The sequence below is a fragment of the Hugenholtzia roseola DSM 9546 genome, from assembly GCF_000422585.1.
Taxonomy (GTDB): domain Bacteria; phylum Bacteroidota; class Bacteroidia; order Cytophagales; family Bernardetiaceae; genus Hugenholtzia; species Hugenholtzia roseola.
Genome location: NZ_AUGI01000032.1, coordinates 25,704 through 39,427, shown reverse-complemented (window position 1 = coordinate 39,427; position 13,724 = coordinate 25,704). Strand labels below are relative to the sequence as shown.

Below are 13,724 nucleotides of genomic sequence, written 5' to 3'. Positions count from 1 at the left end.
AAACACAAAAAAGCGACAAGGGCTTTTGTTTTTCTTTCCATACACGTTCCCAAAGATAGCCCTTATCTGCCAAATAAAACGCATCTTTGCAGTCAAATTATACTTTCTTTTCTATTTATTCTCTCAAAATCGAATCGCCCATGATGCGTCCCCAAATTGTAGCAGGCAATTGGAAAATGAACCTAAGCCAAAGCCAAGCCCAAGCCCTTACTTCCGAAATTGTGGGCATGAGGCGCGACGAATTGCACCAAGCCGTAGAGCTAATTCTCATTCCCCCTTTTGTGCATCTCAAAAGCGTAGGCGGACTTTTCGAGCATACGCCTAATCTACACTTAGGCAGCCAGAACGTAGCAGCCTATGAAGCGGGTGCTTATACAGGCGAAATTTCAGCGCAAATGTTACAAGACTATCAAGTCGAATATGTCATCATCGGACACAGTGAGCGCAGAGGATATTTCGCAGAAAATGCTGATATTTTGGTACAAAAAGTAAATATTGCACTAAAAAATGGATTGCGACCTATCTTTTGTTGTGGCGAATCCTTAGAAATGCGTGAGAAAGGCGATTATCTTGCTTTTCTAAAAAATCAAATTTCAGAAGGGCTTTTTCACCTTTCTGCCCAAGAGTTTGAAAAAATCGTGATTGCTTATGAGCCAATTTGGGCTATCGGCACAGGCAGAACGGCGGAAGTGGCACAAGCCCAAGAGGTGCATCAGGCTTTGCGCCAGCATGTGGCAGCCCAGTATGGCCAAAATCTTGCGGCACAGATTCCCATTTTGTATGGTGGCAGTGTCAATGCTAAAAATGCGGCTGAACTTTTTGCTGCACCCGACATCGATGGCGGTTTGGTAGGGGGCGCATCTCTAAAATCTCGCGAATTTATAGAAATTGCAAAATCTTTCCCCAAAGCAGACGTTCTATAAAGGCATATAGGCGCGATTGTGGTTTGAAGAATCGCGCCTAAAAAATTGCCTCCATCATCCCCCAATCTCTTTTTGGGCAAATTCTTTCCTTTCCACTTTCGCTATCCTAACTTCGCACGACCATGAAAAAAATCCTGCTTGCGTATCTTTTTTTTCTGATGGCATATAGTTTCCTGCCTACCCTTTCGGCGCAAATTACCAACTATTTAGGTGATGAATCCGACCTATATGCGCATACCAAACAGATGAACCAGTTTTTTCGCAGGTTTAATAATGAAGAAGACAAATACGGCGAAAAATACGAACCCAATCACCCCAAATTCAGAGAACCCACACAACGCAAAGTTTATTTGCAAATGCTCTTTGATTTAGAAAGCCGCACCATAGATAACGATACTAAGCAAGATTTCATCAATCAGATGCTAACCAAGCCCGCCTTCCTCGACTTTCATGGCGGAAAATGGTTTGCCCAAGTGCATACTATTTTCAAATATCGCGGCAAAAGCCAAGATATGGTGCTTTTTATGCGCTTGCAGGAAGAAAAAGTAGGAAGCAAGTGGGTCATAGAGCAGCTACATTTTGCGCCCTTCAAAAAGATATTTGAAGAAAGCAAAGACCAAAGCGAAGAATTTTTGCACCCCCTAAGCCATGAAATCGAATTTATGAACCTCAAACGCGCCTTAGAGCAAGGAAAGGGCATCACAGGGTACTCCAAACGCAATTTTCAACCCGATTACCTCACCCTTTTTTGGTCAGAAGTAAAGCAAGGAAATTTAGAGTTCGAAACCGTTATGAACATCAAATTTCACTTTTTCCAACTCGATAACTGGTACTTCGAAATTTCTAACTTCAATAGAAAAGGGAATAATAGCGGCTGGCTTATCTCGAATCTTATCAGAATGGCAAAGCCCGAAGATAAAGCCGCCTTCGAAGCGTACATCTTAGAGCGTGGGGGACTTTAATGCTGCGCCAAAAGAAACTTTGTGCTTCAAAGTATCAAAATGAGGTGCGGAAAAAAGGCACTCCCGACTGCCTTTTTTTGTGCTTTTTGTCAGAAAAATGCTATCTTTAAGCTATCATTTCCATTTCTATTCCGACCATGAAACATATCCTTATCACAGGTGGCGCAGGCTTTATTGGGTCAAATTTTTTGCCTTATTTTCTCAATCGCTACCCTGACTATCGCCTCCTAAATTTAGACCTACTCACTTATGCGGGCAACCTCGATAATTTGAAGGAAATTGAAAACGAGCAGCGATACGAATTTATCAAAGGCGACATCTGCAATCGTGGCTTATTGAGCTATCTTTTTACCAAGTACGACATCAGGGGCGTGATACATTTCGCTGCCGAGTCGCACGTAGATAACTCCATTTCGGGTCCCGAAGCCTTTGTCAGGACAAATGTAGAAGGTACTTTTTCTCTTTTAGAAACGGCACGCAAGCACTGGTTTGAAGCTCCTTTCCAAGCCAAAGCAGGCTATCAGGATTGTCGCTTTTTGCATGTTTCCACCGACGAGGTCTATGGCTCTTTGGGCGATACAGGCTTTTTTACAGAAAATACGCCATACGCGCCAAATAGTCCTTACAGTGCCTCAAAAGCAGCGAGTGATATGTTGGTCAGAAGTTATTACCATACATTTGGGCTGAATGTCGTTACTACAAATTGTTCTAATAATTTTGGCTTCAAACAGCACCAAGAAAAACTCATTCCCACCATTATCCGAAAAGCCCTCAACGCCGAGCCTATTCCGATTTATGGTGACGGCAAAAACGTGCGCGATTGGCTCTTTGTCTTAGACCATTGCACCGCCATTGATGCCGTCTTCCACAAGGGACGAACAGGCGAAACCTACAATGTCGGGACACGCAATGAGCGCAACAACCTCGAACTTTGCTACAAAATTTGCGAAATTTTAGACCAACATCTACCCAAGCCCGATACCAAATATGCGCAACTTATTGCCTTTGTAAAAGACCGCCCCGGACACGACAAACGCTACGCCATAGACCCCACCAAACTCGAAACCGAACTTGGCTGGAAGGCTGCCACTAATTTTGAACACGACCTAACGCAAACCGTCATTTGGTATATCAAGCATTTTACAGGAAAAGAAATTGCGACTCCTGCTTTTGAAGCCAAATCAAATCAAACAGAAAATCAGACAGAAAGTCAGGTAGAAAATCAAACAGAAAATCAGACCAAAACCCAAACCGCCAACTCCCAAAATGCACCCATCGAGGATATACCCGAAAGTGTCATCAAAGAGGAAAAACTGAAAAAAGAGCCTATCGCCCCCCCGCCCGCAGAAGAAATTCCGCCGCAGGAGCAGCCCATTTATGGCGCACCTAATTCGGAGGCTACCAAATATCAGGGCTATCTCAATCTGGTGAATTTGGAAGAAGCCATTGATGCTCTTGCAGAAGTCAAGGCAAGCCTTATTCGCGTTCGAAAAGATTACGAGGCTGCCCAAGAAAAAGAAAAGGATTGCGACACAAAGGCGCGACAAATCATAGGTGCGGCGCAAGAAGGGAAAATAGAATGGGAGCAGGCTAATAAATTGGCGATGGAACTTTTGAAAAAACAGGAGCAAGCCAAAGTCTTAGCCGACCAACACCTGCACCATTTGGCACAACTTGGGGGCTTGCAGGCGCAGATGGAAGACCGCATTGCACAGCTTCGCACCATTCGTAAGCAGCACACCGTCAAGATGCCCGACTCGTCCGATACTATCAATATGATAGAGCGCATGAAAGCAAAAATTTCGAAAAACGAAATTTTAGCCGACCTGTACAAAGAAAAGCCCTTGCAAGACCCCGAATTAGACAAAAAAGTGAATGAAGCCTTAGGCGTAAATCCTGAAAAGGAAGCCTTAGAAGCCCTCAAAAAGCAACTTGGCATGAAATAAAGTAACGACTCGACAAATTAGCCCTTGCCAAATTTTTGGCAGGGGCTAATTTTTTCAAACTACATATTCTACCTGATGCGCTTCTGCAAGCGTGGGCAGTTCCATGCGCTCCGCCATGCGGCGAATAACCGCAGGCGGAACTACTTGTTTTCGGTTCTGATTTTGCTGCAAAAGTTTTTCATACGGAGATTCTACATACACAATCCTAACGGCGGCTTTGTAAGTATAGAAAAGGTCTATAAGTTTTTTGCGTCTATCGCGCTGCAAATTTGTCGCATTCCATACAAAACTTTGCTTTTTTCTCAAAAATTTTTTAGCGCGTTCCTGCCCTTCTTGTATGATAATGCCCTGATTATCGGTAGGCTTTACTTTCAATTCCCACCTAATTGCATCGAGGCTTACCATTGGCAGGTGTGAAAGTTTTTGTTCGTAAAAAGTATCTTTTCCCGAAGCGGGCAAGCCGCACAATAGGATTACTTCAAATTCGGTATCGTCGTAAAGCGGATAATCGGCAGGGCTTTCGCCATATTTGTAGAAATAGACAAAGCGTGTATGTGCATCTGCAAATTTTTTCGGACTTGTGTAGCAATTTTTTTCCTCTGCCAAAAGGCGAAAAAAAGCCACTCGTTCTAATAGCTCGTCTTGCGATTCGCAAATCCTACCCAAGACATCTGCCTCTGCTATCAAAGCCAAGTCTTGCAAACAAACCTGCAAGCTACTTTCGAAAAGGGCTTTTTCAGGATTTTCTTTTTGCAAAATCCAAAGCGGCAAGCCATGATAACGCACCAATTTACAAATCTTTTCGCGCTCGAAAAATGAAAGCCTCCCAAAACGTGCAGGCGCGGTATAAAGCCAACTCCGTACCAAGTGTTCGCCAACGAGGGCATGTTTAGGTGAGGAAATGCGACCTTCGGCATCTTGTTGGGTACAAATTTCTTTGCCCAAATCGTGTAAAAGTGCGGCATAGAAAAGAACCGCCTGCTCTTGCGCCGCTGCCTGCTGGTAGCGTTCTTTTTTCCAAAGTGCCTCCACTACCATTTTTGTATGCGTCCAAACATCTCCTTCGGCGTGGTATTCTGGCTCTTGTGGCACGCGCGATAAGCCTTGCAAAAAGGAAAAATGTGTCAAAATTTCACCCCAACTCTGTATTGCAGGAGGATAAAAATGTGGTTTCATAGGTTTTTAATGCTTTGTTTTTCAAAGTTTCAAAATGAGTTTTTGGTCAAAATCGAGCGAGTGGTTATGCTTTTAGAAAATGCGCAATGGCATCTTCTATCGCTTCGGTGAGGGTTTGGTCTAATGTTTTTCTTTTTTCAAGTGGCATTTTGGGGAATTTTTGCCTTTCGGCTTCTATATCTTCCCAAAGATAGCGTTTGAGTAGCTCAATTTGGGCTGTATTTTTTTTCTGAACTCTGCCAATTTTAGAAATTGCATTTTGCAGGCGATTAGGCGTTAGCAGGGCAAGCAGTTTTTGGGTAGGGTCGTGTGGTTGGAAAGTTGGCTCTTTTTCTGCCTGATGATAGCGAGATTCGGCAAAGGCTTCTATTTTTCTTTTGAAAATAGGACGAAAAGCGGCTTGATTGGGTAGCTTCAAATCGTGTTGAGGTTTCAAAACGATTCCTTCCGCATAGTTGGGCATGGCAAGTGGCGGCAAACCGAAAAGGGCAGGATAGTGGCTCGAAAAAAGAGGGGAATATTCCCACGCCTCTTTATATTTGCCTTCGAAAAGGATTGGCGTGCAGAGCAAGGCTACACGACGACAATTTTCTATCAGCGTTTTGATGGGCAGATATTCCGAAGGGCGTTTGTTTTCAAAATGCAGCAAAATATCAAAAATACAAAACTGCAAATCGGGCGAATAATAGACTCCTGTCTGTACCGCCTGCACCTCTTGATTTGGCGTTACTTCGGGGTGCGGATAGTTCCCTCCGAAAAGTTCGCCATAGATTTGCAACGTATCGAGCTGCGGATATTCCGCTTTCAGCTGTTGGTACAAAGTGCGAAATTGTGCTTTTTTTGAATCGAGCAAAGGGAAATAGCCAAAGAAATCATCATCTTTTTCGAGAAGCATTTTTCTTTTTGCAAAAAAAAGGCGGCTTTCTTCTACTATTACAGCGAGGTTTGCGCCATGTATTTTTTCGGTTACAACCCAAGTGGCTTTCTGCATTTGCCTATAATGCGCCTCTGTGAGCGGATATTCGGCAGGTTGTTCGGCTATTTTTTCATAAGGTTTGAAGGTAGGTTCCATTAGATATAGCTTTGTTTTTCAAAGTTTCAAAATGGGTTTTTGTATAGATTCAACCAAAAAGGTTCGCGCCTTTGTGCAATCGGTTGGGTACAATAGGGCGATTCTGCCAATGGGATTGTGAGTCTAAGATGGTATTGAGAAAATCGGGGCGGACAAATTTATACCTTCCCAGCACCTGTTTTTCATTTTCTTCTTTGATATAAAGCCCTTCCATTTGGGTACTCGAATTGGTTTGCGCCAAAACAAGTTCTGCTTTTAACCCTAAGGCTTTACAATCTTCTTCCAAAATTTGCAGGTGGTTTTCAGCAATGAAATGCGATTTTCCAACAAAAGCCGTTAGTGCGTCGGAATGGTTGAAGATGCCTTGGTGTAACACCTTTACAGAGTGCAAAAAAGTAAGGGGAGCAAGTAGTTTTTTTCGCGCGGCAGTGCTTAGAAAAATATGCTGCTGCGTATCGTATATATCAAATTCTAAAAAATAGTGTGGCAGGTCGGTATAAAAAATCGTGTGTTTGGCGTAAAGCCATTCGCCATAGAGGATATATCGATTTTGCAAAACTTCCCAAAGAGGCTGTGCAAAGACATTTGCCCATGTTTTGAAAAGGTCAAAATGGCGTTCGCGATAGCCGCCTGTGAGGTAATGCCCTCGGCTTTGCAGCCAAATTTTGCCTTCTTGGTCAAAACTGATGCCTGCATTTGCACCATCTACTTTTTCTTCTACCACCAAAAACTTGCCTTTAAGGGCTTCAAAGGGAGCTTGTGAAAGGTCTTCGTCGCCTTTTTGCAGCTTCGAGCCTGCAAGGTGCGGCGTGCGCGGATATTTTTGTATCGTTATCATGACGGTTTAGGGCAGTGATGTTCAATTCTAAAAATCAGATGCAAATGTAGGGACGAGGCACTGCCTTGTCCTATGCCCCAAACCCTAAGGGTCTTGAAGACCCTTAGGGTTTAAGTCCAAATTTTATGTCGTTTCTAATTCGAAAAAACAAGACTTTTTTCAGAACTTAACATTCCTGCGGTTTAGGGCAGTTTGAAAAACAAGAGGGGAATTTGGTACGTGTCTATAAAAAAAGTTGGATTTAAAAAGTTCCGTTTCCTACAAAAGAGGCTCAAAAAGGCAGCGTAATAATTTTGTCCTAATTGTTTTTTTTGCTAATTTTGAGGAAAATCATCTATTATATCTATCTTTCTTTTGTATGAAAACAACGCTTTTTTCTTTGTCGCGCCTTTTTTTCTTGGCGTTTGCCCTTCTTTTTTCGTCTGCCGCTTTTGCCCAAGAGGACGATTTTGGCACTAAGGAGGAAAAGGATAAAATAGCCCAAGAGGTTTGTGATTGTATGACTTCGAGCGGCATTGAACTCAAACCCGAAAATTCTGATAAGGTCAAGATGCAACTTGGACTTTGTATTTTACAATCGCTCGGGCAGCGTCCTGATATGCTTGAAAAGATAAGTGCCGAAGATAGCGAAGAAAAGCAGGCGACGATGGAATCTTTCGGTGAAAAAATTGGGGTGCTTATGGTTACGAAGTGTCCGCAGGTCTTTATGGCTTTTCAGGACGAAATGCAAGACGGACAAAGCGATGCTGGCATTTCCGCTTCCAAATCTTTGCGCGGCACGATACAAAGCATAGACGAAGGCGAATTTGTTACTTTGGTGGTAAAGGAAGAAGGTTCGGGGCGCACACACCGTCTTTTGTGGCTCGAATTTTTTGAAAATGCAAGCCAAGTACAGGAAGAGTACAAAAAACTGAAAGGTAAAAAAATTGAGGTACTCTTCGAAGAGCGCGAATTATATCAGGTAAAATTAAAGGACTATACTAACTTTAAGATTATCAAAAAGTTGCGTTTTATTTAGAAAAAAAATGCAAAGGTTTTTAACAGAACTAACAGTCTTCGAAGAACCGTTAGTTCTGTTTTTTTTTTAAGGCTCTACGATATTTTTTTCTATGGCAGTAGGGTCGTATTTTACATTTCCGAAAAGATGGAGCATCAAGACGCGCGAATAACGAAACATCAGGGGAATGGATAAAAAAAGTAGTGTAAAGATGCTTCCAAAATAAATAGGCAAGGGCTGTTTGCCCGCCAGAAGCGTAATGGCTGCCCAAGTAGTGATGATAATTGCCACAGCGATAGCATAACTAAAATACATAGCACCCCAAAAAAAGCCCATTTCGCGCTCATATTTCAAGCCGCATTTGGGGCAATTTTTGTGCATTTTGGCAAATTGAGGGCTATAAGAAGCCGCTGGATACATTTGACCCTCTCTGCAACGAGGGCAGCGCATTTTAAGGGCGGCTACTAAGGGCGAGGTTTTTTTGGCGTTGTTTCCTGACATGGCGATACCAAAGGAAGGCGATAGTGCCTATGAGTAAATAAGGCATGATAAGAAGGTAAAGGATTCCTGCATTCAGACCCGAACCGATAAGAGAGTCGCCGTTGTTCATATTGTTTTCTACGCTGGCACGACACATGGCGCATTGTGCCTTTAAGTTTGTCGTTTGTAGCAGTAGGAAGGCGAAAAACAGGAAGAGTGTCGCAACACTTTTACAGGCTAACGCTCGAAGAGCGGGCAAAAAGCGATAAGCAAAGGGACGAAGGCGTTGCATCTATTCATCAAATTTAGAGTTTGAAACAAGGGCGAAAGAAGCAAAACAGCGAACAGGGTTTGAATGTAGGACGCTGCAAAGGTACGACTTTTTGGGGCTTCTTTTCAGAAAAAAGCGAAGGCAGTATGGGAATAAAATAGGCGATTGTAGCACTTTTCAAACCTTAGTCAGCATTAAGATAGCATTAGATAGAAAACGGCGCGTTTTAGTGAAAGGTTTTGCATATTGGTCGTGTTTGCCCTACTTCCAAAAAGTAACGACTACTTTTCTATCTTGGTCTGCACCCTGACTGCCTTCTAAGGCAAAGAACTGCCCATGCGATTTGCGCAGGATTTTTTCAAAAGAGATGCCGCACATTTGTAGGTGATAACTCACATTGTCGATGCGGTCTTTGGAGAGTTCTAAGTTGCGCTTTCGGTCGCCTACGCTATCGGTAAAGCCTTCTACTAAAACGGCTTTGTAGCGTCTGCTGCCAATAAGTTCGCGTAATTTTTGTTCTTCTGTTTCTGAAAGGGTGCTTTCGCCACTTCCGAAAAAGAGGGTAATTTGCTCTTTTCGCAAGGGCTTGTGATACTGAAATTGCAGTTCTGTCTGCTCGCTTAGGCTGCCAAAATAGAAACTGCATACGCGCTTTTCTTTTGGCGCAAGGGTCTTTGTGTCCCAAGTGAGCATCAGGGCGGTATCGTCGGTGTATTGCTCTACGGTTTGGGTTTCGAAATCTACCACGCCCGCCAAATAAGCCCATTGCCCTGCACAGATTTTATCGGGCGCAATGGCTTTCCCTACCCTTGTGAAAAGGTGAGCGCGAAGGTCGGCATCTTGAAAGATAAAGCGGTGTGGCACTTTTTCGCCAAAAAAACATTCGTCCATTTTGACAACTCTGCCGTCGGCTTCTATTTTTACACCATCATTGCCACCAAGCATGACATCTAAAAGCATAGAAAAGGAAACTTCGCGTTCTATGTCGGAATGATTTTCAATTTCATAGCGAATTTCATAGAAAGAGCCATATTCGCCTTTGCCAATAGGCTCGAATTTTTCATTGGTCGGAATCAGGCTTTGTGTAATTTGTAGGTTGTCGAAGGTATAGCGCAAAGAGCCTACCTGCGAACCACGCGCATGAGGGTGTTCGGCAATAAGGGGATTGCCCTCTAAATCTACGACTTGTTTTAAGTCGGGATTGTTGGAGGCATATTTCCCATTCGAGCCAATGACAAAGTGCGAACTCGAAAAATGATAAGGATAGCCAAAGAGAAAGGTTTGGCTTTTGCTGCCCAGCGTAAAACGCCCGTCGTGTGGCTCTTGCTGTTGCGCCCAAAGGGGAGTCATAAACAATCCTAAAAAAGCCCAAACGGGGAGGATTTTCTCTAAAAAGAACCCTCCTACCAGTTGGCAGTAGCGTGTTTTCCAATTCTTTTGCATAAGACCCGAAGCAAAGTTGTAATTTTTTGACCTAAAAAAAGACCTATGAGCAAAGCCAGACCCAAAACTTTGACTATCAAGTAGGACGGCTTAAAAAGCAAAGATATTAAAACTTCCTAAAAAAGTGGCTATTCTTCGAATCGAGAACATAGAGAAACATTATCGCAACCATACCGCCTTGCAAGGCGTGAGCTTACAAGTGCCACAAGGCGCGATTGTGGGCTTGCTCGGACCCAACGGCGCGGGAAAAACGACACTCATTCGGCTCATCACCCAAATCTTGCTTCCTGACGCGGGGCAGATTTTTTTTCAAGACCGTCTTTTAGCACCTGCCGATGCTGCCGCTATTGGCTATTTGCCCGAAGAGCGCGGTTTATACAAAAAAATGCGTGTCGGTGAGCAGCTACTTTATTTAGGGCGTTTGCGCGGACTTTCCAAAAAAGAGGCGCAAAGCAGGATAGATAATTGGGTTGAAAAATTCCAGTTGCAGAGTTGGCTTAAAAAAAATGTAGGCGACCTTTCAAAGGGTATGCAGCAAAAGGTACAATTTATCGCCACTGTCTTGCATCAGCCGCCTTTGCTTATCCTCGACGAACCCTTTTCGGGTTTCGACCCCATCAATGCCAATTTGATACAGCAGGAAATTTTAAACCTGCAAGTGCAAGGGACAACCATCATTTTTTCTTCTCATCGCATGGAAAGCGTAGAAGAACTTTGTGAATACATAATCTTGATAAATCGCGCCCAAAAGGTATTAGAAGGGAAAAAAAAGGACATCAAGGCAGAATTTAAAAGCCATACCTTTCTTATCGAAACCCAAGAACCCATCAGCACGCTGCCCGAAGGTTTCGAAATTTTGTTGCCCTCTACCCACAATGGCGAGCATTATCAGACCCAAGTGCGCCTACTCAATCCGATGCCTACCGAAAGCAATCGCCTGCTCAAAGGCTTATTACAAGACCAGATTGTGGTGGGCTTTAAAGAGATTTTGCCCTCTATCAATGACATTTTTCTACAACTCACGACATCGCCTTCAACCCCCCTCCCAACGCCATGACCTTTGCCGAAAACGTGCGCGAAGCCTTACGCGCCATACGCGACAACACACTACGCACTGCCCTAACGGTAGCCCTGATTGCTATCGGAATTACCGCCCTTATCGGAATCCTAACGGCGATTGATGCCATCAAACAAGAAATTACTTCGGGTTTGGCAGATTTGGGCGCAAATACTTTTGATGTGCGCGATAAAGACAACCAACGCCGCTCGCGCCGAAGCGGAGTAGTAGAGCGTGCCGTAGAGGGATTGGACTATAAAGACGTGAAAAATTTTATCGCGCGTTTCCAGAAAGCCGACCGCCTGACGGTTTTTTCGCAAATTAGTTTCGCCACAGAGGTCAAGCGCGAAGCCAAAAAGACAAATCCCAACAACAGTGTTATCGGGACAGATGAAAACTACTTGCTCATTCAGGGGTTGGATTTGGAAAAGGGAAACAACTTTTCTGCCGTAGAAGTCAAAATGGGTGCGCCTGTGGCTATTATCGGACAGGAGATTGCAGACGCGCTCTTCGATAAAGCAAACCCTTTGCAGCAAGATATTACCATTAGCGGAGTCAAATACAAAGTTATTGGCGTGCTCAAACAGAAGGGCGGAATTAGCAGCGATAAAAGCGACGATAGGACGGTTTTGCTGCCCCTATTAGCGGCGCAGAGTTTGGCACAAAGCGGACAGACGCTCTCTTATACTATCACCTGCTATGTGCAGAACCCCACAATGCTAAATGCTGCCATGAACGAAGCCATTGGCGTAATGCGACAGGTCAGGGGCGATAAAATCGGTATGGATAATTCCTTTCAAGTTTCGAAGAGCGAAACTTTGGCTTCTTCTTTGGAAGATATTGAGGGCAAGCTCAAATTTGGGGGCTTTGGTATAGGCTTTATTACTTTGTTGGGGGCTTCGGTCGGTTTGATGAACATTATGCTTGTTTCGGTAACTGAACGCACACGCGAAATTGGCATCAGAAAGTCTATTGGGGCAGCTTCTTACCATATTCGAAGACAGTTTTTGATAGAGGCGATTGTCATTTGTCAGATGGGAGGCGTTGTGGGCATGGTCTTGGGAATTGCGGTGGGGAATTTGGTATCCCGTTTGGTTGGAGAAGGGAATGGGACTTTTGTCATTCCTTGGCTTTGGATGATGGTTGCGGTGGTGGTCTGTATTGTGGTGGGGATTGTGTCGGGTTTTTACCCTGCCTACAAAGCCTCGCGCTTAGACCCTATTGAGTCTTTGCGATACGAATAGTAAAATTTTTAGTTCCTTTTTAGAACTTGCGGTGAAAAAAGGTCGTATTCGCCGCATTTTTGCGGCGAATAAGGCTTATATTTGCCGCAAAAAGCCGTTTTTATGCCAAAATACATCTACGAATATCAAGACTGGACGCGCTTTGTTTGGGACGACAAAGTCATCAGTGCCATTTTTGGCGAGGTGCGCCTACTACAAGGAAAAATTATCGGGCAGATGACCTTGCTTGGTTTTTCGGCAAAAAGAGAAGCGACTCTCACTGCCCTAACCTTAGAGGTCGTCAAGTCTTCAGAAATAGAGGGTGAATTACTTAATTACGAGCAAGTTCGCTCCTCTATTGCACAACGGTTGGGCATCAATACAGCAGGGCTACCTACCAGCAGTAGGCATGTCGAGGGGGTTGTTGAAATGATGCTCGACGCAACGCAAAACCATTCGCAGCCGCTGACTGAAAAACGCCTCTTCGGTTGGCATGCTGCCCTTTTTCCAACAGGATACAGCGGGCTTTACCCAATTGAGGTAGCCCAATACCGTACTGGCGAGATGCAAATTATATCGGGAGCAATGGGAAAGGAGAAAGTACATTATCAAGCGATAAAGCCTGAATTAGTAAAGCCTGAAATGGATAAGTTTTTGCAATGGCTCAACCATGAAAATGAACTTGACCTTATATTGAAGGCTGCCATTGCCCATTTTTGGTTTATCATCATTCACCCTTTTGATGATGGAAATGGTAGAATGGCACGCGCTATCACAGACCTATTGTTGGCACGTGCGGAAAATAGTGGTGAGCGATTTTATAGCATGTCGAGCCAAATTTTGATAGAGCGAAAGCAATACTATGAAGTCTTACAGCAGGTGCAATACAGCAAAGGTGATATTACAAAGTGGCTTCACTGGTTTTTAAATTGTCTTAAAAATGCACTTGTAAATACAGAAAGTACAACACAAAAAATAATCTATAAAGTAGAATTTTGGAAAACATACGAGCAAGTTTCTATCAATGAGCGGCAACGTCTGATGCTTAACAAACTTCTGGACGGACTCGAAGGCAAGTTGAAAACCTCAAAATGGGCAAGAATAACAAACACCTCAACTGATACGGCTTTGCGTGATATAAAAGACCTCATCGAAAAGGGTATTTTGCAACAAACAGCAGAGAAAGGGCGCAATGCCAATTACGAATTAGTGACTTTTAAAGCATAATTTTCCTTTTCAATATTTTTGCACAGCACTCCCACAGACAGCCGCCTTTCAACTTCCTGCGCCATAAAGCCCGAAGATTTTGCCAAATAGAATGTATTGCGTCATTCCT

At 43.7% G+C, this 13,724-nt stretch carries 13 protein-coding genes; 7 read left to right on the top strand and 6 right to left on the bottom strand.

The window, feature by feature from the left end:
• Positions 1-143: 143 nt before the first annotated feature.
• The 3 genes from tpiA to rfbB all read left to right on the top strand — a co-directional run bounded on the left by tpiA (position 144) and on the right by rfbB (position 3,831).
• The gene (tpiA, locus tag G500_RS0101040; protein WP_027001245.1) at positions 144-923 is read left to right on the top strand and encodes a triose-phosphate isomerase; all 780 of its coding nucleotides are present in this window, start codon (positions 144-146) and stop codon (positions 921-923) included.
• Between the two features lie 122 nt (positions 924-1,045).
• The gene (locus tag G500_RS0101035) at positions 1,046-1,885 is read left to right on the top strand and encodes a hypothetical protein (RefSeq protein ID WP_027001244.1); all 840 of its coding nucleotides are present in this window, start codon (positions 1,046-1,048) and stop codon (positions 1,883-1,885) included.
• Between the two features lie 137 nt (positions 1,886-2,022).
• A complete protein-coding gene (rfbB, locus tag G500_RS25415; protein WP_086047767.1) occupies positions 2,023-3,831 on the top strand; it encodes a dTDP-glucose 4,6-dehydratase in 1,809 nt (602 codons plus the stop codon).
• A gap of 54 nt (positions 3,832-3,885) precedes the next feature.
• Here the strand turns inward: rfbB and G500_RS0101025 are convergent, their stop codons facing one another.
• The 3 genes from G500_RS0101025 to G500_RS0101015 form a co-directional block, all read right to left on the bottom strand.
• Entirely contained in the window at positions 3,886-5,007 is a 1,122-nt protein-coding gene (locus G500_RS0101025) for an AAA family ATPase (protein WP_051203197.1), read from the bottom strand.
• Positions 5,008-5,071: 64 nt separating this feature from the next.
• Positions 5,072-6,079 carry an RNA ligase family protein gene (locus tag G500_RS21860; RefSeq protein WP_051203196.1) on the bottom strand — a complete coding sequence of 336 codons (1,008 nt, stop codon included), beginning with the start codon at positions 6,077-6,079 and terminating at the stop codon, positions 5,072-5,074.
• 49 nt (positions 6,080-6,128) lie between these two features.
• Positions 6,129-6,917: an RNA ligase family protein gene (locus tag G500_RS0101015; protein WP_027001242.1), complete on the bottom strand. Its 789-nt coding sequence runs from the start codon at positions 6,915-6,917 to the stop codon at positions 6,129-6,131.
• 358 nt (positions 6,918-7,275) lie between these two features.
• On the opposite strand from G500_RS0101015, the gene G500_RS0101010 reads away from it, so the two are divergent.
• Positions 7,276-7,935, top strand: coding sequence for a hypothetical protein (locus G500_RS0101010; RefSeq protein WP_154656964.1), 660 nt, complete (start codon positions 7,276-7,278; stop codon positions 7,933-7,935).
• A 66-nt stretch (positions 7,936-8,001) separates the two neighbouring features.
• On the opposite strand, the gene G500_RS21855 is transcribed toward G500_RS0101010, so the two are convergent.
• From G500_RS21855 to G500_RS0100990, 3 genes are all read right to left on the bottom strand, one after another.
• Positions 8,002-8,415 (bottom strand): DUF983 domain-containing protein, encoded by a 414-nt coding sequence (locus G500_RS21855; RefSeq protein WP_027001240.1) that lies wholly within the window; start codon positions 8,413-8,415, stop codon positions 8,002-8,004.
• Positions 8,366-8,686 carry a hypothetical protein gene (locus G500_RS0101000; protein WP_245574447.1) on the bottom strand — a complete coding sequence of 107 codons (321 nt, stop codon included), beginning with the start codon at positions 8,684-8,686 and terminating at the stop codon, positions 8,366-8,368. Before G500_RS0101000 ends, G500_RS21855 begins: the two co-directional genes overlap by 50 nt.
• Positions 8,687-8,926: 240 nt before the next feature.
• Complete coding sequence (locus G500_RS0100990) at positions 8,927-10,108, bottom strand: OmpA family protein (protein ID WP_027001239.1); 1,182 nt, start codon at positions 10,106-10,108, stop codon at positions 8,927-8,929.
• A gap of 124 nt (positions 10,109-10,232) precedes the next feature.
• Here G500_RS0100990 and G500_RS0100985 point away from each other — a divergent pair, with 124 nt between their 5' ends.
• The 3 genes from G500_RS0100985 to G500_RS0100970 all read left to right on the top strand — a co-directional run bounded on the left by G500_RS0100985 (position 10,233) and on the right by G500_RS0100970 (position 13,615).
• Complete coding sequence (locus G500_RS0100985; protein WP_027001238.1) at positions 10,233-11,165, top strand: ABC transporter ATP-binding protein; 933 nt, start codon at positions 10,233-10,235, stop codon at positions 11,163-11,165.
• On the top strand, positions 11,162-12,409 hold the full coding sequence (locus G500_RS0100980) for an ABC transporter permease (protein ID WP_027001237.1): 1,248 nt from the start codon (positions 11,162-11,164) through the stop codon (positions 12,407-12,409). Before G500_RS0100985 ends, G500_RS0100980 begins: the two co-directional genes overlap by 4 nt.
• A 102-nt stretch (positions 12,410-12,511) precedes the next feature.
• Complete coding sequence (locus G500_RS0100970; protein WP_027001236.1) at positions 12,512-13,615, top strand: Fic family protein; 1,104 nt, start codon at positions 12,512-12,514, stop codon at positions 13,613-13,615.
• Positions 13,616-13,724: the final 109 nt, after the last annotated feature.